Origin of the sequence: Virgibacillus salexigens, from assembly GCF_014905415.1 — a bacterium.
GTDB lineage: Bacteria > Bacillota > Bacilli > Bacillales > Amphibacillaceae > Virgibacillus > Virgibacillus salexigens.
Genome location: NZ_BNEO01000006.1, coordinates 20,110 through 45,488 on the forward strand (window position 1 = coordinate 20,110; position 25,379 = coordinate 45,488).

The 25,379-nt window shown below is 37.3% G+C and carries 20 protein-coding genes, 1 pseudogene, 1 riboswitch and 1 other annotated feature; of the genes and pseudogenes, 5 read left to right on the top strand and 16 right to left on the bottom strand.

The annotated features are described in order from the left end of the window. The first annotated feature begins 348 nt into the window (after window positions 1–348). A complete protein-coding gene (locus JKP73_RS23435) occupies window positions 349–1,320 on the top strand; it encodes a hypothetical protein (RefSeq protein ID WP_200411658.1) in 972 nt (323 codons plus the stop codon). 59 nt (window positions 1,321–1,379) lie between these two features. Here JKP73_RS23435 and JKP73_RS18750 read toward each other — a convergent pair whose 3' ends face one another. The 6 genes from JKP73_RS18750 to helD form a co-directional block, all read right to left on the bottom strand. After that, window positions 1,380–2,186 (bottom strand): alpha/beta hydrolase, encoded by an 807-nt coding sequence (locus JKP73_RS18750; protein ID WP_021290534.1) that lies wholly within the window; start codon window positions 2,184–2,186, stop codon window positions 1,380–1,382. An 18-nt stretch (window positions 2,187–2,204) separates the two neighbouring features. Then, window positions 2,205–2,993 carry an ABC transporter ATP-binding protein gene (locus JKP73_RS18755; RefSeq protein ID WP_200411659.1) on the bottom strand — a complete coding sequence of 263 codons (789 nt, stop codon included), beginning with the start codon at window positions 2,991–2,993 and terminating at the stop codon, window positions 2,205–2,207. Window positions 2,994–3,006: 13 nt separating this feature from the next. After that, on the bottom strand, window positions 3,007–3,984 hold the full coding sequence (locus tag JKP73_RS18760) for a FecCD family ABC transporter permease (RefSeq protein WP_369759847.1): 978 nt from the start codon (window positions 3,982–3,984) through the stop codon (window positions 3,007–3,009). 37 nt (window positions 3,985–4,021) lie between these two features. Beyond that, the gene (locus JKP73_RS18765) at window positions 4,022–5,029 is read right to left on the bottom strand and encodes a FecCD family ABC transporter permease (protein WP_200411660.1); all 1,008 of its coding nucleotides are present in this window, start codon (window positions 5,027–5,029) and stop codon (window positions 4,022–4,024) included. Window positions 5,030–5,050: 21 nt separating this feature from the next. Continuing rightward, window positions 5,051–6,028 carry an ABC transporter substrate-binding protein gene (locus JKP73_RS18770; protein ID WP_200411661.1) on the bottom strand — a complete coding sequence of 326 codons (978 nt, stop codon included), beginning with the start codon at window positions 6,026–6,028 and terminating at the stop codon, window positions 5,051–5,053. Window positions 6,029–6,589: 561 nt separating this feature from the next. Beyond that, on the bottom strand, window positions 6,590–8,893 hold the full coding sequence (gene helD, locus JKP73_RS18775) for an RNA polymerase recycling motor HelD (protein WP_234447139.1): 2,304 nt from the start codon (window positions 8,891–8,893) through the stop codon (window positions 6,590–6,592). Between the two features lie 283 nt (window positions 8,894–9,176). Between helD and JKP73_RS18780 the strand changes: the two genes are divergently transcribed. Together JKP73_RS18780 and JKP73_RS18785 are read left to right on the top strand one after the other, a co-directional pair. Further along, window positions 9,177–9,839 carry an RNA polymerase sigma factor gene (locus JKP73_RS18780; protein WP_021290528.1) on the top strand — a complete coding sequence of 221 codons (663 nt, stop codon included), beginning with the start codon at window positions 9,177–9,179 and terminating at the stop codon, window positions 9,837–9,839. Window positions 9,840–9,913: 74 nt separating this feature from the next. After that, window positions 9,914–10,492, top strand: a complete 579-nt coding sequence (locus tag JKP73_RS18785; RefSeq protein WP_021290527.1) for an ATP-dependent Clp protease proteolytic subunit — start codon at window positions 9,914–9,916, stop codon at window positions 10,490–10,492. Window positions 10,493–10,580: 88 nt separating this feature from the next. On the opposite strand, the gene JKP73_RS18790 is transcribed toward JKP73_RS18785, so the two are convergent. The 3 genes from JKP73_RS18790 to JKP73_RS18800 all read right to left on the bottom strand — a co-directional run bounded on the left by JKP73_RS18790 (window position 10,581) and on the right by JKP73_RS18800 (window position 14,991). Next, window positions 10,581–12,614 carry a heavy metal translocating P-type ATPase gene (locus JKP73_RS18790; protein ID WP_021290526.1) on the bottom strand — a complete coding sequence of 678 codons (2,034 nt, stop codon included), beginning with the start codon at window positions 12,612–12,614 and terminating at the stop codon, window positions 10,581–10,583. Between the two features lie 133 nt (window positions 12,615–12,747). Further along, on the bottom strand, window positions 12,748–14,277 hold the full coding sequence (locus JKP73_RS18795; protein ID WP_021290525.1) for an FAD-dependent monooxygenase: 1,530 nt from the start codon (window positions 14,275–14,277) through the stop codon (window positions 12,748–12,750). A 96-nt stretch (window positions 14,278–14,373) separates the two neighbouring features. Beyond that, window positions 14,374–14,991, bottom strand: a complete 618-nt coding sequence (locus tag JKP73_RS18800) for an NUDIX hydrolase (protein WP_021290524.1) — start codon at window positions 14,989–14,991, stop codon at window positions 14,374–14,376. A gap of 116 nt (window positions 14,992–15,107) precedes the next feature. On the opposite strand from JKP73_RS18800, the gene JKP73_RS18805 reads away from it, so the two are divergent. Then, on the top strand, window positions 15,108–15,428 hold the full coding sequence (locus JKP73_RS18805) for a four-helix bundle copper-binding protein (protein WP_021290523.1): 321 nt from the start codon (window positions 15,108–15,110) through the stop codon (window positions 15,426–15,428). A gap of 24 nt (window positions 15,429–15,452) precedes the next feature. Here the strand turns inward: JKP73_RS18805 and JKP73_RS18810 are convergent, their stop codons facing one another. Continuing rightward, entirely contained in the window at window positions 15,453–16,145 is a 693-nt protein-coding gene (locus tag JKP73_RS18810) for a response regulator transcription factor (protein WP_200411663.1), read from the bottom strand. Then, window positions 16,138–17,526: a HAMP domain-containing sensor histidine kinase gene (locus tag JKP73_RS18815; protein WP_200411664.1), complete on the bottom strand. Its 1,389-nt coding sequence runs from the start codon at window positions 17,524–17,526 to the stop codon at window positions 16,138–16,140. The genes JKP73_RS18810 and JKP73_RS18815 overlap by 8 nt, the downstream gene beginning before the upstream one ends. Window positions 17,527–17,710: 184 nt before the next feature. Here JKP73_RS18815 and JKP73_RS18820 point away from each other — a divergent pair, with 184 nt between their 5' ends. Next, window positions 17,711–18,307: a YdhK family protein gene (locus tag JKP73_RS18820; protein ID WP_021290520.1), complete on the top strand. Its 597-nt coding sequence runs from the start codon at window positions 17,711–17,713 to the stop codon at window positions 18,305–18,307. Window positions 18,308–18,510: 203 nt separating this feature from the next. Here JKP73_RS18820 and JKP73_RS18825 read toward each other — a convergent pair. The 5 genes and pseudogenes from JKP73_RS18825 to JKP73_RS18845 all read right to left on the bottom strand — a co-directional run bounded on the left by JKP73_RS18825 (window position 18,511) and on the right by JKP73_RS18845 (window position 25,225). Beyond that, a pseudogene (locus JKP73_RS18825) lies at window positions 18,511–19,753 on the bottom strand (MFS transporter). 69 nt (window positions 19,754–19,822) lie between these two features. Then, window positions 19,823–20,103: a binding site (T-box leader), on the bottom strand. A gap of 51 nt (window positions 20,104–20,154) precedes the next feature. After that, window positions 20,155–21,507 (bottom strand): TrkH family potassium uptake protein, encoded by a 1,353-nt coding sequence (locus tag JKP73_RS18830; protein ID WP_160807550.1) that lies wholly within the window; start codon window positions 21,505–21,507, stop codon window positions 20,155–20,157. A 3-nt stretch (window positions 21,508–21,510) separates the two neighbouring features. Further along, complete coding sequence (locus JKP73_RS18835) at window positions 21,511–22,167, bottom strand: potassium channel family protein (RefSeq protein ID WP_021290517.1); 657 nt, start codon at window positions 22,165–22,167, stop codon at window positions 21,511–21,513. A gap of 143 nt (window positions 22,168–22,310) precedes the next feature. After that, window positions 22,311–22,462, bottom strand: a riboswitch (cyclic di-AMP (ydaO/yuaA leader). Window positions 22,463–22,746: 284 nt separating this feature from the next. Continuing rightward, the gene (locus tag JKP73_RS18840; protein WP_200411665.1) at window positions 22,747–24,855 is read right to left on the bottom strand and encodes a heavy metal translocating P-type ATPase; all 2,109 of its coding nucleotides are present in this window, start codon (window positions 24,853–24,855) and stop codon (window positions 22,747–22,749) included. Further along, window positions 24,842–25,225: an ArsR/SmtB family transcription factor gene (locus JKP73_RS18845; protein WP_021290515.1), complete on the bottom strand. Its 384-nt coding sequence runs from the start codon at window positions 25,223–25,225 to the stop codon at window positions 24,842–24,844. The genes JKP73_RS18840 and JKP73_RS18845 overlap by 14 nt, the downstream gene beginning before the upstream one ends. Window positions 25,226–25,379: the final 154 nt, after the last annotated feature.

Sequence of the window (25,379 nt, forward strand, 5' to 3'; positions counted from 1 at the left end):
TGTTACACAAGAGGTTCTTGTATGACAAAGTTCGGAGAGTATGTGTAATGTTTTCCTTTGTTTTTACAACATATTATATTTTATCGAAAACCCCGTTGCTTCTCAAACTGATTTAACAGGGATCAGCAGGGATTAGTCTACATAAAACGTAATCCCTCCCGTTTAAATGTACCTTATAGCGTATTCATATAAAATACACGCTAATACTCGAAATTTGTCGTAATACAGGTTTTTATTTCTATCTTCATCTTTTAGGCTATATACAATTAAGCAAGCTCTTGCTTACACGATTTCATCCTGCCTGAAATAGGATATAAAAGTCCATTTTTATATAGAGGAGAAATTATAATGGGAAAGAAGTACAATCGAAAACGGTGTAATTGTGCCGCCAATAAATATAACTGCATGCACTGTAAGCATTTTAATAAACGGACATCAAACATTGAACATTTTTGTAATTACTGTAAACGACCAGATGATGTTTGTTGTTGTGATAAAATTGATGGAAAAATTATTAATCAAATTAATAATACCACCTACTATTCAGGAAAAGGCAACACCGGACCTCCTGGAGAGGATGGCGATATTGGTGCTACGGGAGCCACGGGACCCACAGGACCAACTGGGACCACTGGAGCGTCAGGGACTACAGGTGTTACTGGCAGCACTGGTGCCACCGGGCCAACTGGCAGTATCGGACCGACTGGGGTTACTGGAACAACGGGCAGCATCGGACCGACGGGATCGACCGGGCCAACTGGAACTACGGGGATAAGCATTACTGGACCGACGGGTGAAACAGGGCCGACAGGACCTTCAACTGGTGGATCATCCTTTTATCAGACAGTAAAAATAGGTGATATTGATACCGAAATAGCATTTAATCAAGGTTCAGGAAATAATCAGGCTGTCGGTGCATTAACTATCGGAAAGGGTTCAACCATCTCAAATTTATCTGCTTATATCGTTCAAGACGGTAGCATTACAGGCAATTTTCAAATGGCAGTACTAGAAGTAACTTCAAATACGGATTCAGTAGTTGTAGGTATAACCGATACAGCAACAAGCATTGCAGGAGGTTTATTCACATTACCGCTTCTAACTAATGTGACACTTAATTTAAACTCGCCCTATTACTTTGCTGTTTATAATCAGGTAAATGGATCTGATATTGGAGGAAGAATAACTGGTCTCGCCACCGTACAAGACGCTCCCCCAATTAACTTTAGATCTCAAAACCTCCCAGGGTTTTCAATCGGTCAAACAATTAATGTCAGTGATCAAAGCCTTTTAGTATCACCTTGGATTTCTGGCTTTTGATCAAACAAATATATGGCCCCTGATTAAATCGGGGGCCATACTTAAGCATTCCTTAGTTATTATTGTCCTATAAATCGCATTGCTTTACTTAAAACGGTCGGCACGACGGAGACATGATTCTCTTCCTCGACCTCATAATAAACAGATGAGATACCTTTGCCTTCTATTTGCTTCAGTCGACCGGAAAAATTTCTGGCATCATTTATCATATGATCCTTTTCCAATTCACCTACAGCCATAAATAAACGTAAGTTTTCTGTATCATTTATTCCATCTAACCATTCTTTTTCTTGATCAATAATCGATCGGTTATTCCACCAAATAGAAGGACTTGTAATAAAAAATGATTGAAATGAATTCATCCTTGAGAAAAGTACCTGTAAGGCAAATAAGCCACCTAATGAATGTCCAAATAACGTTTGCTTCTCACGATTAATGGAAACATGTTCTTCTACAGCAGGTTTCAATTCTTGATTGATAAACATCATAAATTCCTCTGCTCCGCCATTTTCCGGCCATTTATTCCCATCAGGCTTAGCTGGCAAATCGGAGATCTTTGTTGGTGGGGTAAAGTCATACATGCGATAGCTAGAAGCAAATGCCTCCTCTACAGGATAACCAATTCCTACGACCACCATTGGAACAATGCCCGTTTTTTGTGAACGGACAGATTGTACTTTAACAGCCTCTTGGAAGGTGTGAAAAAAAGCATTTCCATCTAATACATATATTACCGGATAACCCGTTGGGGGAGCCGGTTGTTTGGGGATGGATATATACATTTCATAAGAATGCCCTTGTTTTGAAGTCATAGACCAATTCTCTGCTCTCCAAGTAGTTACTGGAGATGTTGTATATTGTACCATGCGTACTCCTCCTTACCATTACTTTTCTATACTATCATAACCAAAACAAACCGGAACATTATCATGTGGATCTATCATTACACGAGCATCTATTTCAAAGACTTCTTTTAGTACGGGGTTCGTGATAATCCTTGATGGAGGACCAACGGATACAATTTCTCCAGCTTTCATAGCAACTAATTCATCTGAAAACCTAGCCGCATGATTAATATCATGTAAAACCATTACAATCGTACAACCATGCTCGGCATTAAGCCGCTCTACGATTTGTAACACCTCTAACTGATGAGCCAAATCAAGATACGTGGTTGGTTCATCTAAAAGCAAAATATCTGTCTCTTGGGCTAACGCCATTGCTAGCCAAACCTTTTGTCGTTGACCACCTGATAAGTTACCAAGTTCTCTATCTCGAAACCCTGTTGTCCTTGTAATATCCAAGGCCCAATCCACTATCTTTTGATCTTCCTTCGTAATTTTATTTACGTTTTTTCGATGCGGATACCTACCATAGGTTATTAATTCTTCCACTTTTAATTCATTAGGAGCAATAGGATTTTGTGGAAGCAATGAAAGATGTTTAGCAACTTTCTTTGTCGGAATACGGTTCAAGTCTTTTTCCTGTAAAAAGACCTTGCCATTACGCTGCTTAAGAATTCTTCCCATTGTCTTTAATAAAGTTGATTTACCACAACCATTTGGCCCAATAATCGTGGTAATCTCGCCTGTTTTAATTTGCAAATTCAAATCCTCGAAGACCGTGTACTTTTCATAACCTGATGCTAACGCTTCTACTCGTAAACTATTCATTTGCTCCCCCTCCTTACGCCTTTGTTTTCACTAGTAAATATAGAAAATATGGAACCCCAATTAGTGATATTACAATACCCACTGGTAATTCAGCTGGAGCAAATACAGTTTTAGCAACAAAATCAGAAGCCATAACAAGCAATACTCCTAGCAAACCACTTACTGGCAGGATATACCTATGTTTCAGTCCGATTAGTCTTCGAGCAATATGCGGGGCCATCAATCCGACAAATCCAATACTACCGGATACAGATACACACGCACTAACTATTGCTACTGCACTAATCAATAGCCAGGACTTTTCTCTTTCAACTGCCATTCCTAAGCTCTTCAGACTCGTCTCTTCCAATTGAAGTAGATCGAGAGAATATGCTTTTTTATAAATAATGGGAATAAATATAATTAACCAAGGTAGCATCGAAAGAATATAATACCAGTTTGCATTATATATTGTGCCTGAGATCCAGACAGTGGCCATTTCAAAATCGGATGCCTTCATTTTTAATGATAAATACAAAGAGAAAGCGCCGAATCCGGAACCAATAGCAATTCCAGTTAATATAAGCCTTTGTGGGTCCAATTTTCCATTCTTCCATGCAAATAGAAAAATAATGGCAGCTGCTAGTAATCCTCCAACTAAACCAAAGATTGGCTGCATCATAATAGAAAGAAGATCCGTACCGTTCATATTTCCTTGGAAGAAAAACATAAAAGCAACTATCGCTGCACCTGCTCCGGCATTAATCCCAAGAATTCCCGGATCAGCTAGCCCATTACGAGTTACCCCTTGAATAACTGCCCCTGCCATTCCAAAACCAAGCCCTACTAATCCAGCAATCACAATACGAGGGAGACGAAAATCAAAAATGACTAAATCATAATCTTCATTCGGATTGATTCGTAATATCGTACGAATTACATTTGACACACTTATATCAAACGACCCATTCGTAATACTTATATAAAAGACCACCGAAATAAGACATAACATAATAAAAATGGTGAGGATAAAACGACCGTTCAAATAGTTAGGCATGTTTCTCTCCTCCTTTAGTTCGTATTAAATAAAGGAAGAAAGGAATACCAATAAAAGCGGTAATGACGCCAATCGGTGTCTCAAATGGATAATTAACAAACCTACTTAATAAATCACATAGTGCTAAGAAAATACCACCAATAACTCCTGCACATGGAATAATCCATCGATAGTCTACACCAACTAGGAATCTCGTAATATGTGGAATAATAAGCCCGACAAAGCCAATTTTCCCTACTAATGCTACTGCCGTCCCTGTCAGCATAACCACTGCTAAAATAGCAAAGGCTTTTACAAATTTTGTCCGTTGACCTAAATTTACAGAGACCTCATGACCAAGCGATAGAATCGTAATTGATTTAGAAAGAAAAATTATTAATAGAATCCCAGTTAATCCAATGGGGATTACTAATTTTAACATTTCTGGATCAACTTGATGTAGTCGTGCATTGTACCAAAAACTAACATTTTGGGATACTTGGAAATACGTAGAAATAGCTGAAGAGATACTACTTAAAAAAGTACCAATAACCGTTCCAATGATTGCTAGCCTTACAGGCGAAAGACCATTTCGGATAAGTGAACCGAATCCAAATACAATGGCGGCACCTATTAATGACCCTACCATTGAATAAAGAATCATTTGCATAGACGACATACCTGGAAGCCATACCATACAAATTGTTATTACAAACGCAGAACCATCTGTTACTCCCATAATGGAAGGGGACGCAAGATAATTTCTTGTCATCCCCTGCATCACAGCTCCCGATATGGCTAGAAATGCCCCTACTACAATTGCCCCGATCGTTCTAGGTATACGCGACGTCATAATAATCGCATGATCAACATTTTCAGCATCATAATCTACTACAGCTTCCCAAACTGTACTTAATTCAATTGGTTTTGTTCCATAAATAACGGATAAACAAGTGATTAAGATAACAAATATAGGTGCTGTTCCTAATATAAGCATATGCACATTACTTATTTTCCTCATAACTTCTACGCACCTTATGTTTTATTCCGCTAAATTCTCCTGTACACCTTGAAGGAATTTAGTCTTGCTCCACGCTGTTCCACCTTGGGCTAATGGGTCTACTGTATTCACGTAGACATTATCTTCATTAACTGCTTTTACACTTTTCCAGATTTGATTCTCTTTTAAATCTTCCAACATATTTGGCTGGTCCGCATTTTCATCTTCTGCAAATTGTAAAAAGATGTGATCCGGATTTATTTCCGCTAGTTGTTCTAAGGATATCATCTCCTGCGCTTCTACAGATTTAATCTCCTCAGGCACAGAAATTCCTAACTCATTATATAAGACAGGATTTAAATATACATCTTGTGGATAAACAAATAAGTTACCGCTGCGCACTCGAATCACAAGTACTTTTTCATCAACCATTGATTCCACAGAACTTGAGATTTTTTCTACATCTTCTTTATAACCGTTAATAACCTTTTCTGCTTCATCCTGTTTTCCTGTTAACTCTGCCATTAAATTTAAGTTATTCTCCCAGTTCGTAGAGATATGTGAGACAGGAATCGTCGTTGCAACTTTGTTTAATTGTTCCGTTACATCGGCAGGGAACTTAGAACTCCCCAATATTACATCCGGTTTCATACTTAACAATGTTTCATAATTAGGCTGGGTTTTTTCTCCAATTGATTCCGCACCCTCAAGATCTTCTGCTAGATAACTTGGCAATTCTCCCGCATAAGTAATGGCACCAATCGGTTGTACATCTAACATAGCTGCATCTTCCATCGCTTCTAAACTGGCTGCAGCAATTTTGTCTGTCTCAGAAGGAACCGTATATTCTTCTTCTAAATATGTAACTGTTTTTTCCTCTTCATTTCCACTACTTGCTTCTGTATTTTTTTGAGTATTCTCAGCAGACTCTTCCGAATCACTGCTAGCACTACTACCACAAGCAGATAAGACAATTAATAATAGACATACAATCGTAAATATAAATAATTTCGCTTTCATTTTTTACTCCTTCTCTCTTTTAACTAATGAAAACAACAAAAAACAGAAAATAACGCCTCCTCTTTCTAGATTAGATTTATTTTAATTGAGAATGATTATTAATATCATCTAAAATTTTATGGGAAAAGGTATACTTTGTCAAATAGTTTTTTAACATTTTCGATCAACTATATTTGCTCTTTTATCCGTTTTCTACAAGAAAAAACCTGAACAGAAAATACTTTGTTCAGGCATGGCTCTTATCGTATATGTTTTGTAATAGCTACTTTCCTTCTTTTTTAGCATCTTAATCGATTATAGATATAACATGAATTACTTCTATAAAAAGGGGTGCTCTTCCGGCTACCACCCCAGAAGAGCATATTGAATTACCTGAATCATCGCTGTTACTCCTTCAGGAAATTTAATTACCTAAAGGAATAATAATTTACCGAATGTATAAATGTTGCACAAAGTAAACCTATAGTATATTCACAAATAAATCAAGCACTTTTACTTAAAATTAATTAAAGAACAGGATAGCTAAGAAACCCTAACTTTTTTATAGTTAGGGTTTCTTAGCTATCGAATAATTTGCTCATACGTAGACGTTACTGCCTCTTTAATAAACACATTGGGAGACATTGGATTTATTATTACAAGCTCATGCATCGCTCGTGTACATGCTGTATAAAACAAAGAACGCTCCGATAACGTATAATGTTCTGACGAAGCGTCAGGAATTATAACTGCATCAAACTCTATCCCTTTTGCTAAATATATCGGCACAATAAGTAACCCTTTAGTTAATGAATAGGTATCCTCCGATAATAACGTTACATCCATGTGATCCTTCAATGCAGAATAAATAATCTCACTTTCTTGCATGGTTTTACAAATAATAGCTGTGCTCTCATAGCCTTGTTCTGTTAATTTGTTTACTTGTTCGTTAATCCTTTTTATTACCTCCGCATTGTCATTGACCATGATAACTCTTGGCTTCTTCCCCTCTCTTTCAAATGGCTCAATTTCTTCATTCCCTGGAGCAAAATGTTTTGTAAATTCAACGATTTGCTTTGTTGATCGATAGCTTTTTGTTAACGTTATTCTTTCTGCATTCCTACCAGCCAAACTTGGGATTAACGGGTTTTCCTTCGTCATTTGAACATAAATTGCTTGATTAATGTCTCCTAACAACGTCATATTCGTGTAAGGGAACATATGCTGTATATAAGCGAATTGAGAAGAAGCGTAATCTTGTGTTTCATCAATAAATAATTGGCGCACTTGTCGGTCAGAAGTATGCCCAAGTAATCTCCCTTTAAAGTAAGCATACGGGGCTGCTTCCTCCCAATATAAATGTTTCTTTTCCAAATTTTTCTTCGTTTGTTTTGCAAGGGATTGCCACTCTTCTGGCTTATTATCCGATTTCCAATCTGCAAACATCTGATAATACGTACCCGACACATCTACAAAAGCAAACTGTTGAATTTGTTGTTTTAACGAACCAAACATCTTTGCGACGACGACTTTCCTTAAAATCAACTCTTCATTCGCAGCACTTTCATTCTCCTGTTTCTGTGATTCATAATAAGCTTTCACATAGGCTTCTTTATCTAAAAGCTCGATTTTTTCTTCTACCCAATCCTTTTTCACTTCGGCTTTTTGGAATGGACGCAGCTCTTTAACCAACCATCGCACAACCAATTCTAGTCGATTAGGCAAAGTCATGTGCTTATCCAATGAATAGAAATACTCGCTGATTCGGTGTTTGGAGATAAGAACTTCCTTACGAAAAGAGATATTTTTAAATTGAACTCCTTCTGTAAGCAGCGAGAACAAGTATTCATCAATTAATTTCATAAATGCTAGCGTTGACTTATACCCAATGTTAGATAATCGACGATTAAAATGGATGTCTTCTGTTTTCGTTAACGTATATTCCATTTGAGCAAAAGGAGATTCAATTGTGAACTTATTCCCTATCTTGTCTTGCAAATAATCAAAAAAAGTTACCTGCTTCACATTTGCTTCTCCTAGCTCTGGTAGAACATTATTGATATAACTTGTAAATAACGGATTAGGTGAGAACAGCATAACATTTTCTGGATTCAATTCTTTTCGATAACGATACATGAGGTAGGCAATTCTCTGTAAGGCAGCAGATGTTTTACCACTTCCAGCAACCCCTTGAACAAGTAGGTATTTGCTTTGTTCGTTTCGAATAATTTTGTTTTGTTCCTTTTGGATGGTAGAAACAATACTTTTCATTGTCGTACTTGCATTATTCCCTAAAGCTTCTTGTAATAATTGATCTCCAATTGTTAATCCTGTATCAAACATACCTTTTATTTGACTATTTCGGATAATGAATTGTCGTTTTAAAGTAATTTCTCCGGTAACTTCTCCATCTAAGGTCTCGTATGAAGCCTTACCTAGTGAATGATCATAATACAGGCTTGATATAGGAGCACGCCAATCATAAATTAAAAAATCTTCTTCAGCAGCATCCATTAACGAAGAAATTCCAATATACAACGCTTCTTTACTCGACTCATCATCTTCTTTAAAGTCAATTCTCCCAAAATATGGATTATCTTTTAATTGTTTCAAGGTTTTACGTTCGTCATCTATATTTCCGTGAACCAGTTCTTTTTGTTTTAATAGCTCAGCTTGCTGTTTAATACTTGCTTCTGTTTCAATCACATCATCTGGTTCATCTAAATTAACAGTTACATCATCCCAAAATGTTTCACGTAACTCAATAACGCTATCCTTTAAATCGGTGGCGCGTAATGCAAGTTGATCTTCCTTTTTGTTAATTTCATTAATTACTTTATCCACCCGACGCTGTTCTATTTGCCAAGTTTGACCTTCTTTGCTCACATTTACCAACCCCATTCAAATCAATTTGATCATTTGTATTGACTTTACAAAACGAAAAGGTTATAATATAATTGGATATACATATAAATTATATTATTTTTGTTCGTAACCTGTTAATCATACCATGTTTCTATCCTCGGTGCAACAGGTATTTTCTATTTCCTCACTTCTTACCTCCTCTTTTTTACCGTCAGCCTTACATTTTTCATTTTAATACGTATCTTTTTCTGCCTTTTTTTCGTTTTCATAAATGAAAGGGGAAATTGAAAAAGGAGTGTTTTTCATGAATGAGTATTTTCATCATGCTTGGAGAGAGTATGCACCCTCGATATGGAAAGCTTGTTTATTTTACACAAAGGATTCTTATGAGGCCGAAGATTTAATGCAAACCACTTGGCTAAAATCGTTTACGTATTGGCAAAAGAAAAAGCAGGGCTCATTAACAAAAGCTTATTTTTCAACAATTGCCAGAAATACATGGATCGACGAATGCCGTAAAAGAAAACATACTACGATACCATATCAAGATGATGAGCAGCCCGTAGATGAACAAACAGATAACATCGCAAGTATATCTCTTGTTCCCATATTAAATCAGCTCGCCTCAACATTAACCATTAACCAACAAATTGTATTTTTATTAGCAGACGTCTGTCATTGTAGTCTAAAAGAGGTAGCCCAATTAACAAATTTAAGTGTTGGTGCAGTGAAGGCCAATCTTTTCAGAGCACGTCAAAAGGTTAAATCTCATGTTAGAGAAAATATTGACATGGACCCCCCTATAGAAGAGGATCAAGTACTTCGCGTGCAGCTTTATATAACTGCTCTACAAACAGAAGATACGCAGTTACTGGCCAGCTTATTGACAGACAATGCTACCGTTCGTTCATTATACGCCCAACAACAAACAACTACTACTCCTATGGAATGCAAAATGGCTGCTTAATTCATATGAGAAACTCACAGTAATTTCATCCTTTTTCAATGACCTTTTATCAAAAAAGGCAGGTGTTTTTACAAATGAGCGTACCAATTCCATATGTTGTGGAACAATCAAATCACGGTGAGCGAAGCTATGACATTTATTCAAGGCTCTTAAAAGACCGAATTGTATTTATTGGTTCTGAAATCGATGATACGTTAGCAAATAGCATCACAGCACAATTATTATTTCTCGCATCTCAAGATGCTAAAGCTGATATATCTATGTATATAAACAGTCCAGGGGGTTCTGTTTCTGCTGGATTTTCTATCCTAGATACGATGACTCATATTAAGCCAGATGTTCAAACTATATGTACGGGAATGGCAGCATCCTTTGCTGCAGTCCTACTTGTTGGTGGTACAAAAGGTAAGCGAATCGCACTTCCGCATTCAGAAGTTATGATTCACCAGCCACATGGCGGAATGAAAGGCCAAGCAGCCGATATGAATATCTATGCCAAGCGAATCATTAATCAACGGAAAGAGATTAATCAATTTATTGCTGAAAAATCCGGCCAGCCATATGAAAAAATAGCTAAAGACACAGATAGAGACTTCTTTTTGAGCGCTGAAGAGGCAAAAGCATATGGTATTGTAGATAAAATATTAGAATAGAATAAACAAAGAGCCAAGCTCAAGTCTTGGCTCTTCTTTATGCAAGTTTTAAAACTAAAAGCTTTGTGCATCACTCGATTTTCTGTTCTTACGCCTTTAATAACTTGGCATTAATGGCAACAATGATAGTACTTAAACTCATTAGTACAGCCCCAACAGCTGGACTCAGAATAATACCAATTGGAGCCAGTATACCTGCTGCCAGCGGGATAGAAAATATATTATATCCTGCCGCCCACCAAAGATTTTGGACCATTTTTCGATATGTCTTTTGCGATAAGTCCATTAAGGCAACAACATCATTTGGATTACTTCTTACAAGTACGACATCAGCAGTCTCCATCGCTACGTCAGTGCCTGCCCCAATTGCAATTCCTAAATCAGCTGTAGCGAGTGCTGGAGCATCATTAACACCATCACCAGTCATAGCGACTTTCCAACCCTTTTGTCTAATTTTTTTCACTTGATTTGCTTTATCATCTGGCATTACTTCAGCATATACCTCATCAATCCCTAATTGATCAGCCACCCAATTGGCTACTTTCTGATTATCACCTGTTAGCATAATGGGATGAATTCCTTGTTTATTAAGTGATGCAACTGCCTCTTTTGCGGTTTCCCGAATCATATCTGCCAATGCAATCATTCCGATTATCGATTCATTTACTAACACAAATACAACTGTCTTACCTTCCTCAGAAAGTTGTTCGAAAACCTCTTTATCATATTTAAATTGTTTCTCTTGAACATATTTAGGACTAACAACATTGACAACCTTTCCATCTACCGTTCCTTGAATTCCTTTGCCGGTAATCGATTCAAAATCAGCCACTTTACTCCAAGTTATTTGCTTATCCTTCGCTGCCTGAATAATACCTGTAGCTATCGGGTGTTCTGAATGTTGTTCAATGCTTGCAGCATATGCTATTACGTCCTCCTCTTGATGTGAATCGTTAGTAACAATATCCGTTACACCGAACTCACCCCTTGTCAATGTTCCAGTTTTATCAAATACGACAGCGTTCAAATTTCTTGCTCCTTCGAAATTAGCTCGGTTACGAATAAGCAAACCTTTCTTTGCTGAAATTGATGTCGATACCGCAACAACTAAAGGAGCAGCTAAACCTAAAGCATGTGGACATGTAATAACCATCACAGTCACCATTCGTTCAATAGCAACATCAAACGGATACCCTAATAGCAGCCAAATAACTAAGGTTACAAATCCAGCAAATAGCGCTAAGTAAAACAACCACTTTGCCGCTCGATTTGTCAGATCCTGTGTTTTTGATTTGGATTCTTGAGCTTCTTTTACCATAGTAACAACTTGCGATAAGAATGAATCTTCTCCTGTTTTCTCTACTTGGACTGTTAATGAACCTTCTTTATTCACGGAGCCGCCAATAACTTCATCGCCTTTCGATTTCTCTATCGGTACAGATTCACCTGTTAGTAAGGATTCATCAACGGCAGATTTCCCTTCAATGATCAATCCATCTACCGGTACCTTTTCTCCGGGTTTCACTAATACATAATCGCCATTTACTAAATTGGCCAAAGGCACATCTTGTACGTTGTCATTATTTTCATCTATTTTATGCGCTTCATTAGGCATTAGTTTAACCAGTTGTTCAAGTGCATTGGAGGCTCCCATTACCGAGCGCATTTCTACCCAGTGACCGAGGAGCATAATATCAATTAACGTTGCTAATTCCCAAAAGAAGTCCTTACCTTCCCAGCCAAATACGGTTAAAGTACTATAACCATAAGCAACTACAATAGCAAGCCCAATTAATGTCATCATTCCAGGACTGCGATCTTTTAATTCATCGATAGCTCCGGTAATAAATGGCCATCCACCATAGAAAAAGACAAAGGTAGATAACGCAAATAGAATATAGTAATCAAACGGAAAACGCCAATCTACACCTAGAAACCCCTGGATCATCGGAGATAATGCAAGAATTGGAATCGTGATAACAATTGATATAAAAAACCGCTTTTTAAAATCATCTACCATATGGCTGTGATCATGTCCACCATGATGATGTCCGTGTGAATGCTCATTTTCTACACTATCGTGATGTTGATGGTTTGTATGGTTATGGTTCTCGTGTTCCATTATATAGCCTCCTCTATTTAATAAGTTATTATTATTTTATATATAAATCCTATACACAAATACTATACCCCCCTAAGGTAATTGTCAAACAATAAAATTGAACCCTTTTAATAAAAGGGCTCAATTCCATATTTTAACTATTTGATTTTGTTTTCCGAAATGGAATGATACCCCAGTGATCAAGGTAAGCTTTCAGTTTATTAATATCTTGATGGGAATTGGTAAACCCAATATGGCCATCTGGTCTTATTAAGTATATTGCTTCTTTCTGTAATCCTTTCCCTTCTGCAATCGAATCAAAACTGAATGTATAGAGCTTTATCCCATTTTCATAACAAAAATGTTGCATTTTCGAAGTTGCAGAACCATAAATATGAACTTGCCAATCAACCATTTGTAATGATTTGTAATTCTCCTTTGTATATGGGAGTCGATCCCCTGCTTGAATATCCCCAACTTCCCCCTTACTTATCGAACTATTTGGATATGAAATTTGAGTCTGAGAGATAACCCGAAATAGGCCTTGTCTAATTCGGTTGGAACGATTAATAAAAGGGATAGCAACAGGTGCCAGTTGCTTGCGTAAAACACGGTCCAACAAGCGTTTTGATACAACTCTAGTAAAGGCTTGATCCGTAGTATTCACTAATCGTTCGGCAAAGCTTTTTCTTTCCTGTTCAAAAGTATCCAGAAGTTTAAGGTTACTTTTTCCCTGTATCACCCCTGCAAGCTTCCAGCCAAGATTCATTGCATCGCCAATCCCTGTATTCATTCCTTGTCCACCCGCAGGACTATGAATATGCGCAGCATCACCGACGAGGAATGCTCTCCCTTTTCGAAAATGACTAGCAACTCGATGATGAACGTTATAAGAGGAAAACCAATTCACATCGCTGACTTGCAATTGATATGCTTTTTCAATAAATGACACCAATTGTTCATTGTCACCAGCATCCGATTGCATGGACATTTGTGGGGGGAACACACCAATTGCTCTGGTTGTACCAGTGCTCCTTACGGGTAATAGAACTACAAATGAATTATCACGCAAACATAAAGACAAATTATGAGACCCTACGGGTTTTCCTGTAGCTTTAATATCCATTACATAAAACTTCTCTTCATAAGTTCCTCCAGGAAAATCTGCTTGTATTTCTTGGCGAACAGCACTTCCAGCACCATCACAACCACATACATATAAAAACACTTCCTCCACCGTTTCATCGTAACTCTGTAAGGTTGCTGTAACATTATTCTGTCTTTCTTGAAAAGAAATCAACTCTGTATTCCACTCTACCGTAACCCCAAAGGAGCTTAGTTTTTTCAGCAATAATTTCTCATGCTCATCTTGCGGAAAACTAAACGGTGACGTGTAGTTGCTTATTCCTTCCCCTAATGATCCCACATGCATTCTGGCTCGTTTCTTACCATCTACATAAAGGTTGATATTTTCTATTTTAATACTCTCTGTAACCATTTCATCCGCAAATCCAAATTGATCATAAAACTCTAATGTTCTCGGCATAACAGCCATCGCTCGAGATGCAGTACCAGGTCCTGCTGCTTTATCAATAATCTTTGTGGACACACCTTGTTTTGCCATACTTAAAGCCAACGCCAGACCAGTAGGACCTGCACCTACGATTAAAACGTCGGAACCCATCTTGTTTCCCCCTCAATTAATATTGTTTTAGGTATAATTTCTACAATTACTTATTTGTTCCCTGCATGACCTTTCTCGAATCTCTGATTTACTATTTTAATCGATAACTGTTGATTTATTAGGATTACGATAAAATTCAAAGAGCATGTGAATTTGTTCTTGTGTATTTCTTCGTAACGAAAGATTCGGTAAATGATTCTCAGAGAAAAAAGCAATATCATTGGTTTCTATTCCAATCTGCTGCGATCCGCCGACTATTTCGCATTGTATGAATATTTTATAATAGTGAAATGGCTGCGGTGGATGTTCATGTTTATTCGTATCTAATAAGGAGAGTAATTTAATTGGAACGACATGATAGCCGGATTCTTCGTTTATTTCTTTTGCAATATTTTCACTTGGAGAAAGCCCTACCTCACAAAAACCTCCCGGCAGAGACCATTTATCATCCATTTTTTCACGAACCATTAATATTGTATTGTCTTTAAATACCACCCCTCTAACATCAACTTTTGGAGTTGGATATCCTTGTTCCTTATCAAACAAAAGATTTAGCTGTTGCATCGTTAGCTCTGATTGTAACGCCATCATTTCTTTACTAATCTTCCGAAGTTCTTCATACCGTTCTCGATCGAATGCATCCCTTGAGAATGTTAGCCCAGCCTGTGATAATGCTTGTATCCTTTGAGCCCACTTCAGCCATTGGTCCTTCACCTTAACATTCCTCCTTCACGCTTCTTTTTCTTTAAGTCTAACAGAATAATCTGTGTGGTTATTTATAAAATTCTAGGGGATCCTAATTCATGATAAAGTAAAACAGGAGGATTCGAATGCCACACCAACAACAAGAACTTATTAGCACATTGCATGAATGTATGACAGCATGTAATCATTGTTATAATGCATGTCTTCAGGAGGAAGATATAAAGATGATGACAACATGTATTCAATTAGATAGAGAATGCGCAGATATTTGTGGTTATGTAGAACAAGCAATCACAAGAGGTACCCCATTCTTATCTGAACTAACGAATGTTTGTGCCGCTATTTGTGAAGCATGTGGAAAAGAATGCAAGAAACATGCACATAATCATTGTCAGCATTGCGCAGAAAAATGCTTTACTTGTGCAGAAGCATGTAAAGCAGCTTAATGTAATGAAGGAAAACAGATCGCATTAGATGCGATCTGTTTTTCCTTTGGGTACTACCCACTTATAGCCAATACCCCAAACTGTTTTGAGGTAAAGGTCAATAGGGAAACCTGCTTTTCTCAATTTATCTCGTATATTACGAACATGAGAATCTATCGTACGTGCTTCCGTGCTTGCATGCAGCCCCCAAATGAATTCAAAGAAACGCTCCCGAGTAACAACGATATTCGGATGGTTCATTAAATGACCAAGCATCAGAAATTCTTTTGGTGTTAATGGAATGACCTGATTATCATAGGTAATCTCAAACCGATCCTTGTCCCAAAATAATCCGTCTACTTCAATAAGCGCCTTCGACGTTGTCCTTCTTATTAAAGCTTCTATTCTGGCCAATAGCTCTGATTCATCAAACGGTTTGGTAATATAATCATCCGCCCCTAATCGTAGACCTTTAACAATATCCTCTTGTTGATCTCTAGCGGTAATCATAATGATAGGAACATCAGAAAAATCTCGAATGGTTCGGCATAACTGCAATCCGTTTATTTCAGGCATCATAATATCCAGCAGTATGATGTCAACGTTTTCTTTGTCTAAATAGTTTAGTGCCTCCATGGCACTTTTTACCTTTGCGCAGACATAACCATGAGGTTTTAAGTACAAAGCTAATAAATCTAACATTCGTTGTTCATCATCAACTAATAATATGCTATTCATCAACCTCACTCCTTGGTAGTTTAATTATTACTCTTGTACCAGCACCTTTTTTACTGAAAGCATCAATTGTACCACCATGTGCCTCTACTATTTCTCTGGCAATGGTTAACCCTAAACCACTGCCTCCGCTTTTTCTGGATCGTGATTTTTCTACTCGATACAATCGATCAAAGATATAGGGTAATTCCTTTTCCGGTATACCTTCGCCATTGTCTGAAATCGAAATGTGAAGGCGATCTTTTTGTTGCTTTACTTCCAAAGAAATATGTCCGTGTTCATGTGTATGCTTTATTGCATTATCAAGAATATTTAACAATACTTGTTGAAATCTGTTTGGATCTACAATTCCCTCTATGCTCTCAGGGCATGCAATCGCCAAGGTTAATTTCTCCTTCGTCAGTACAGGATTTATTAAATCAACAATTGGTTTTAATATCAGATGAAAAGGCACCTTTTCTCGATGAATGGTAAATGTATGCTGATCCATTTTAGCTAATTCAAACAAATGTTTGATTAACATGGAAAGCCGGGTTGTTTCTTCCCTAATAATCTCCAAATACGCTTCTCGATCGGAAGCTTTTAGATCTTGACGTTGAACAATATCTGCGTACCCTTTGACATATGTTAAAGGTGTTCGCAGTTCATGTGAGATACTTGCAAGGAATTCATTCCTCTCCTTTTTCATTCGATCCAAATCATTTGATAATGATGTAATTGATTTTGCAAGTTCTCCAAGTTCATCATTCCGCTCTGTATGTAATACAACTTGATGGTTACCTTTACTTAATTGTTCAGTTGCATGTTTCATATTTAATAAGGGACGGGTAATAAACCGTGTGAGTAAAAAAATCGTAATGATGGTCAAACCAATTGTAATTAATCCGATTAAGGTAAATTGATCACTTAGATGATTCAAGATTTTCTTCACTTGATTGGTACTTGCAAACATAAACACATGACCACGATGTTCTCCACTTATATTTATTGGACTATCCGTAGCAATAAATGGCTCATCCTTCCAACGATCCTCTATAACGATACCCTCTGTAGGTATCTTATCATAATTTATGCTATGAATCAGTTCTGTCATTTCTGGATCAATAGGATCTGAGTTCACGATAACCTCACCTGCTGGATCTGTAATGACAACGACAAAATCAGAGGTTGATTCCATTAAACCAACATGTTCTAAGGTGGTTTGTGTGAAATTATCCTCCAATACTTCACGATGTGTGTTCCCTCTAGCTAATAAATTTCCAATTACTTCATCGATCCGCTCATTAGCTAAATTAATATAAAGAACAAAATAAAGGAACCCTTCAATAATTACAATAACGAAAAAGAAGAGAATCCCTACCTTTAAAGAGAGCTTATTAAACATTTTCCTATCCCCTTCATCTGCTTTAACTATAATCTATACTAATCCTTGATTATCAATTTTTTGTGCATATTTGCAAATATATTTTCCTATTGTTGTAGAAAAGGTGTCATATAAAGTGCAGATAATCTGCAAATTTATTGGCTAGAATAATATAGACAAAATAAACACAGGAGGAACTATCGGCATGAATAAAAAAGCTTACGTAATTGGCTTGATCTCCCTATTGTCTCTCATCGTACTCACCGCTTGTTCCAATAGTCAGGATGAGCCAGATAACTCAGGTGAACAGCAAACGACAGAAACAGAAGCTACCTCTAGTGAACACGATGGACATGAAGGTATGAATCATTCTAGTTCTGGAGAGGTACCAGATGATTTGAAAGAGGCAGATAATCCAAAGTATGAAGTTGGAAGTAAAGCCACCATTGAAACGGATCACATGGCAGGGATGAATGGTGCAAAAGCAACCATTTCTGGCGCATATGATACTACCGTATATACAATAACCTACACCCCAACCAATGGTGGTGAAAAAGTAGAAGACCATAAATGGGTTATTCGTGAAGAGCTAGCTGATGTAGAACAAGAGCCGATTAATGCTGGTTCAACAGCAACCATAAACGCGTCACATATGGAAGGAATGGTCGGAGCAACTGCGACGATAACTTCAGCTAAAGAAACAACGGTATACATGGTTGATTATCAATCCACAACAGATGGAGAGGCGGTTAAAAACCACAAATGGGTAACAGAAGATGAACTTGCTCCTATAACCAAATAAGTTTTTACTTACTAATCATATACATGGTCCAATTACTTCCCAGACTGGATTCATGTATTCCTTCTGTTATTCCAAATCCATTTTTCATTTTATTGAATTTCTGATCCACCTTGAACCATGTGAACGTAAGCCTGTTTCAAGGTGGATGCATTCTATCTGTGGTTACCCGAACTACACTTATATACTGAGGAGCCAAAAGATACTTATATTTCTTCTGCCTTTGCTGTAACATTTTGATAATACCCTGCTTTTGATGATCGAATTGCACAAATAAATAGGGTAATTGCTACGAACAACATCAGGGTAGCTCCAAAAACAACAATACATCTAATTGGTATAAGCTCAGCAGCAACTCCAAATATGGCAGTGGCTAAAATAATTAGAAAGGCTTCAGCAAATCCATAGATACTTCCTACTCTTCCCATCATATCGACCGGTATATTATTTTGATAAAATGTATAAAAGCCAGTATTTGCAAAGGCAGTAGCAAATGATAAAACAAAACAGCCGACGGAGGCAATCAAAAATGTTACAGACATCGAGAAGACAACATAACCAATTGCGGTTATGATTGATCCTACACTAATCAACCAAGAAGTTGGTATCTTCTCGACTACGATGGTATTTATGAAAGAACCTACGAATACTCCCGCACCAGCAATACTGACTAAAACCCCGTATTCTCCTTCAGATAAAGACAGCACTTGGGTTGCAAAGGCTGCTTCTAACGTAGCTGTCATTATAACGATCATGACACTAAATAAAAAATAGACAATCATAAGGTATACGTTTTGAAGACTAAAGCTTATTACAATACTCCAATCAGCTTTCACTAACGACATTTTTTTATTTATCGTTCCTTCTAGTTGTCTAGACTTCTCCAAATTAGGCATTGCTAGTGTAAATAAGGCTGATAGGAACAAAGCAATAGCATTAATAAAAATAGCCATATTAGGGGTACCAACGGTAAACAACATGCCTGCAATTGCTGGACCAGTCAAAAAGGCTCCAGAATCAAGTAAGCTGCGTAAAGAATTAAATCGTTTTCTTTGTTTGGACGGTATTAACTTCGTAATGTATGTCATAGATGTTGGATGATACATAGAACTAGCTATGGTAATAATAAATACCATACAATAAATGAACACGAAAGAAGACGCAAAAGGTAATATCGTAATTAGCACCGTTTGGAATACATTTAGTATGATTCATAAGGTATTTTTTATTTAAACGATCAATTAATGTTCCCGACCAAATGGTAGTGAATACCGTCGACAAAGCTCTAACAATATATAGAACAGAAACGGCAAGTGCAGATCCTGTCATGTTTAGAACGATAAGATTTAGAGCAATAAAATAAACCCAATTCCCCACACCGGAAATGCCGATACTGAACAATAAGATAACAGGATAGCGCCAAGTTTGAACCAATCCTTTTAACCGCATTTAGATTCCCCCTAAGTTATTCATCATCTAGTAAATCAAAATAAAAAACCCCACCCCCAAGAACATCGTCTTGGGGGCGAGATTTGGAATCCAAAATCGCGGTGCCACCCCAGTTTATTTCTGTGTCGCCACAGAAATCTTATCAAGTACGGCAGCTAAAATATCGCATGCTTATACTCTATCTCAATAACGGGAGATCCCGTCACACCATCCTCTTCCAATTCTATTAGAAAACTCCTGTGTGCAGCTCCGAGACTTGTTTCAATGAACTTGATACTCCCTCCTTTTCAGCATATGGAAGGTCTCTGCAGAAGCTCTTATTCAACTACTCTTCTCATCATTGCTTTTAGCTAAAACTTTTTATTATTGTACTGAAGTATGATTATTTTGTAAACCTTGAATTAACCGGTAAACACCTCTTCCTCCGGATGACGAATAGATGATTGCTTCTGCCTAGCAAATACAAAAGCCAATGTTAGTGGTCCCAGCCTTCCAATAAACATCATAACCATAATAATGCATTTCCCAAATGAAGTAAGATCTGTTGTTAACCCCATTGATAACCCAACTGTACCGAAAGCAGATATCACTTCAAAAATAATCTCCATAATCGGTGCAGCTTCTGTAATGGACAGGATAAAAACAGCGATAAAGATAGCTAAGATACTAATAATCATAATCGATAGTGCACGCACAATTGTATGCACCTTAATCATTCGATTAAATACCGTCGTTTCGCTTTTACCTCGTAAAAAGGAGACAGTTGCTAATAACATGACGATAAATGTCGTTACTTTAATTCCACTTCCAGTTGAACCACTTCCTGCGCCAATGAACATTAGTAACATCAGAAATAAGATGGATGGTACTGTCATTTCCGCTATAGGTAGTGAATTAAATCCAGCAGTACGGGGGGTAACTGCTTGGAAATAAGAACCCCATAACTTATCTGTAAATGAAAAACTACCAATTGTTTCAGGATTTGAAAACTCTAAACTAAATAGCGTTAATAGCGCGGTTATATTGATAATAAATGTACCGACGAGCATTAATTTCGAATGTAACGATAGCTTTCGAAAGCTCTTTTTATCCCAGATATCCACCAAAACGGTAAAGCCTAAACCACCTGTAATAAATAATCCCGTAATTACAATATTAACCAAAGGATCTCCAACATAACCAGACAGGCTGTCAGACCAAAGCGAAAAACCAGCATTATTGAAGGCAGAAATACTATGAAAAACACTTTGATGTATCCCCTCTGACCAGCCATATTCAGGAATCCAGCGTATAGATAATAAAACAAAGGCAATAGCCTCTATGGCAATAGAAAAAACAAATAATAGTTTTACTAATCGAAGCAAACCACCAATTGAGGTCTCATTTAAATTTAATGACTCCTGCGTCAGAATCCGTTGATGCAATCCAACCTTTCTCCGAAGCATCATTAATAACAAAACAGAAAATGTCATTAATCCTAAACCGCCTAGCTGCATCAAACTCATAATGACAATCTCGCCAAACAAGCTATAAGCACTGCCTGTATCAACGACAACAAGACCAGTGACCGTAATCGCAGAAGTTGCCGTAAACAGGGCATCTAACCATGAAACAGAAACAGTAGTAGCAAATGGTAACTTTAATAAAAGCGTCCCTACTATAATAAATACTAAAAATCCTAACGCTAGAATCTGTGGCGGGCTTAAACGGATGGTTTTTCCTCTTAATGGATGCAATGAAATGATTTTAATCATTGCTTACATTCCTTTATTCTCAAATCGTTTGATGTCATTTTTATGCCCCATTACAACTAATATATCTCCTTCGTATATAAAATCATTTGGTAATGGAGATATATTAACCTGTTCGTCTCGTTTCACTGCTAAAACTGTACAGCCGAATCGCTTACGAACATCGACTTCTACTAATGTGCGGTTACTTATCTTAGCAGTAGCAACGACTTCCACAATGCTGTATTCTTTTGACAGCTCAATATAATCAATGATTTTCTCAGAATCCAGTTGATGTGCAATTCGCATCCCCATTTCTTTCTCTGGCTGAATAATTCGATCTGCACCTATTTTTTCCAGCACTTTATGATGTTGTGTATTCTGCGCTTTCACCCATACCTGTTTGATACCCATTTCTTTTAATATCAATGTACATAAAATACTCGGTTGAATATGTTCACCAATAGCAATAATTGCATAATCAAAATTTCTCAAACCAAGTGATTTCAGAATCGCTTCATCGGTCGCATTCGCAACTACCGCATGAGAAGAATGATGTTTTAATCTATCTACAATATTTTCGTTCGCATCAATTGCCAATACTTCATGTCCTAGCTGGTATAATTCTTTACAAACATTACTTCCGAATCTCCCTAGACCAATAACCGCAAATTGTTTTCCCAAGTTGCATCCTTCTTTCTATATCCTCCCCATGTGTAACCATCGCAAATACCTTTATCATTCTATCCAAAAACAGTTCATTAAATAATGGTAATAAAAAAGACCATTACAAATAGAATGGTCTAAAGGTAACCCCTTGGACCTTTCTCTCGTGTTTATGGACGCTTACGGGGTTAGCTGTCGGATTAGGGACTGAGAGTATCCCATCTTACTAGCAAGTAAGATTCACCCCTAGATAAGTATTTCATCTTATCAAAAAATGGTTCCCCCGCTCATTGAGATTAAGCGATTAAAAGGTTTGGATATTCATTATTTTATTAAACATTCAACATCACACAGAATCAAAGAACGAAGTTCCGTTTATGCTCTGCATGTTCATGGCAAAAATCTGCGTTTATCAGTAGCCTCTATCACTGATCCTTACGATGAATAAGTGCCTATGATAAAGTATAATTTACTCCGATTCATTCTCATTGTCAATAACATTTTTGTAAAGTTTTTTATATCAGTTGTAACTAGCATTAAGCAGTATCTTTAATCCGAAGAGGTAACCCTCTCAAAGCTTGAGGTTACACTTTACCATTACTCACTAACCTTGGTTTTCATCAGCCGTAATGAATTTAAGACGACAATCAATGTCGCACCCATATCTGCAAAAATAGCAATCCATAAGGTCAACCAACCTGGAATAACCAGAAGCAAGGCAATAACTTTCAACCCTAGAGCAAAAATAATATTTTGCTTTATTACTTGTAATGTTTTTCTACTTAAATCCATCGTAAATGGAAGCTTACCGAGATCATCTGCCATAAGCGCTATATCTGCAGTCTCCATAGCAGTATCCGTTCCCGCTCCACCCATAGCAATTCCAATGTCAGCCGCAGCCAAAGCAGGAGCATCATTAATTCCATCTCCCACCATTGCTACACTTCCATGTTGTTTACTTAGTTGTTTAATAGCATTAAGTTTCTCTTCTGGCATAAGTTCTGCTCTTGTTTCTGAAATACCTATTTGCTCCCCAATTGCTTGCCCAGTTGCTTGATTATCTCCGGTTAACATAATCGTTTTCTTACCTAATTGGACTAGTTTTTGAATAACAGTTGGGCTGCCTCTGCGAATTTCATCGGCAACAGCAATGATACCTTCAATACCTACCTCTGATCCAAGCAACATGACTGTCTTTCCTTCTAATTGCATGTGTTGAACGGTTTGTTCCACTTCAGTTAAACGATTTAGCTTTTCACTGAGTAAAGAGGGGCTGCCAATGATATATTCCTTTTCTTGGATAAAGGCTTTTGCCCCTTTACCAGTGAAAGACTGAAAATCAGTAGCCACACATCGCACTACTCCTGTTTCTTTGGCTTTACGGATAATCGCTGAAGCAAGTGGGTGCTGCGAATAGGCTTCGATTGCTGAAGCAGTAGCAAGGACATCCTCCTTTGTCATATTACCTACCGGAATGACATCTGTAACTACAGGCCTTCCTTCTGTAAGTGTGCCTGTTTTATCAAATGCAATAGCATCTAACTTACCAGCTTGTTCTAGATGAATACCGCCTTTAATCAATACACCTTGCCTTGCTGCATTACCGATTGCCGTTACAATTGCCACAGGTGTTGATATTACTAATGCACAAGGACAACCAACAACAAGAACAGCTAGACCACTATAGATCCATTCTGACCAAACAGCACCCATAAATAATGGTGGGATAACTGCAACCAAGAAAGCGATGATTAAGATCGCAGGTGTATAGTATTTTGCAAATCGGTCAACAAATTGCTGAGAAGGAGCTCGCTCAGCTTGTGCTTCTTCTACTAAATGAATAATCTTAGCAATCGTTGTCTCTTTGGCATACTTGGTAACCCGAATCTCCATAGAACCTTCTTCATTAATTGTTCCAGCAAACACCTCATCTCCAATCGACTTATACACAGGAATCGACTCCCCAGTTATAGCAGATTGATTAATGGAAGATTGTCCAGTTACAACTTCACCATCCATCGCAATCTTTTGTCCAGGTTTAATGACCATAATATCACCAATCTGGACATCCTCAACATCGATTTCAATAAGAGTATCACCACGACGAATCGTTGCTCTATTTGGTGCTAAATCCATTAAGGAGCGGATGGATTGTCTTGCTTTATCCATCGAAAACCCTTCCAATGCTTCACTTAAGGCAAAGAGAAATACGACAACTGCACCTTCTGCCCATTCACCTATAATAGCAGCTCCAATGATAGCAATCGTCATTAGTGTTTTCATATCAAACTGCAACTTAATAAGGTTTTGAAATCCAACTTTAAATAAATCATAACCACCAATTAGGATCGCTGCAGCAAATATTCCAATCGTTATCGGACTGACTTCTCCTATCTGGAAGTAAAAACCATACCCAACCATTGTTAATAATAGCGAAACCATTACCGTTATATTTTCACGTTTCTTCCAAAAAGGTTTCTTCGGAGCCATTCGTTGACGTTCTGGATAAACTTTAATTCCGTCAAAAGCACCAGCTTCTTCAAGTTGATCAATGGTCGCTTCCCCTTGAACCGTTATTTTGGATGCCCCAAAATTCAACTGAACATCTTCAACTGCATCGATAGCGCGAATATTCTTTTCAAACTTCGCAGCACAATTTGTACATGATAGGCCTTCTAAACGATAAACTTGTTTATTTTCCTTCACTTGCTACACCCTCTTTAGCATGAACAGTAGCTATCGTTACTAATTGATGAATGTGTTCATCTTCTAACGAATAAAAAACCAGCTTCCCTTCTTTTCGATATTTTGCCAAACCCATATTCCTCAAAAGTCTAAGGTGGTGGGATGCTGTGGCTTTTGTAGAACCGATTATATTAGCTACATCACAAACACATAGTTCTTTCTCTAGTGTGAGTGCATAGGCGATTTTTAAACGAGTTGCATCTGAAAGTGCTTTAAAGATCTGTTCAACACCTTCTACTTTATTTATCTTCGGTTGAATTCGATTTACTTTATCTTCATCAAAACAGAATGTTTCACATGTATCATTTTTCATTTGAACATTGTCTTTCATCAATACCGTCACCTCAGTCAAATAATTATTTGATTGTTTGATTATAGTCTATGAGAGTGAACTAATTATGTCAATTGGATTTTTTAACAATTTTTTGTAAAGTATTTGACAACTTTGTGAACAATGTGAATAATATATGTATAAGGAGGATGAG

Excerpts from the sequence above, each read along its gene's own strand:
- JKP73_RS18765 (WP_200411660.1), bottom strand. The coding sequence starts at position 5,029 with ATGAGGAAAATAAGTAATGTGCATATGCTTATATTAGGAACAGCACCT.
- JKP73_RS18795 (WP_021290525.1), bottom strand. The coding sequence starts at position 14,277 with ATGGGTTCCGACGTTTTAATCGTAGGTGCAGGTCCTACTGGTCTGGCG.
- JKP73_RS18830 (WP_160807550.1), bottom strand. The coding sequence starts at position 21,507 with ATGATTAAAATCATTTCATTGCATCCATTAAGAGGAAAAACCATCCGT.
- JKP73_RS18815 (WP_200411664.1), bottom strand. The coding sequence starts at position 17,526 with ATGTTTAATAAGCTCTCTTTAAAGGTAGGGATTCTCTTCTTTTTCGTT.
- JKP73_RS18820 (WP_021290520.1), top strand. The coding sequence starts at position 17,711 with ATGAATAAAAAAGCTTACGTAATTGGCTTGATCTCCCTATTGTCTCTC.
- JKP73_RS18770 (WP_200411661.1), bottom strand. The coding sequence starts at position 6,028 with ATGAAAGCGAAATTATTTATATTTACGATTGTATGTCTATTATTAATT.
- JKP73_RS23435 (WP_200411658.1), top strand. The coding sequence starts at position 349 with ATGGGAAAGAAGTACAATCGAAAACGGTGTAATTGTGCCGCCAATAAA.
- JKP73_RS18810 (WP_200411663.1), bottom strand. The coding sequence starts at position 16,145 with ATGAATAGCATATTATTAGTTGATGATGAACAACGAATGTTAGATTTA.
- JKP73_RS18755 (WP_200411659.1), bottom strand. The coding sequence starts at position 2,993 with ATGAATAGTTTACGAGTAGAAGCGTTAGCATCAGGTTATGAAAAGTAC.
- JKP73_RS18760 (WP_369759847.1), bottom strand. The coding sequence starts at position 3,984 with ATGTTATGTCTTATTTCGGTGGTCTTTTATATAAGTATTACGAATGGG.
- JKP73_RS18790 (WP_021290526.1), bottom strand. The coding sequence starts at position 12,614 with ATGGAACACGAGAACCATAACCATACAAACCATCAACATCACGATAGT.
- JKP73_RS18785 (WP_021290527.1), top strand. The coding sequence starts at position 9,914 with ATGAGCGTACCAATTCCATATGTTGTGGAACAATCAAATCACGGTGAG.
- JKP73_RS18780 (WP_021290528.1), top strand. The coding sequence starts at position 9,177 with ATGAATGAGTATTTTCATCATGCTTGGAGAGAGTATGCACCCTCGATA.
- JKP73_RS18845 (WP_021290515.1), bottom strand. The coding sequence starts at position 25,225 with ATGAAAGACAATGTTCAAATGAAAAATGATACATGTGAAACATTCTGT.
- JKP73_RS18805 (WP_021290523.1), top strand. The coding sequence starts at position 15,108 with ATGCCACACCAACAACAAGAACTTATTAGCACATTGCATGAATGTATG.
- JKP73_RS18750 (WP_021290534.1), bottom strand. The coding sequence starts at position 2,186 with ATGGTACAATATACAACATCTCCAGTAACTACTTGGAGAGCAGAGAAT.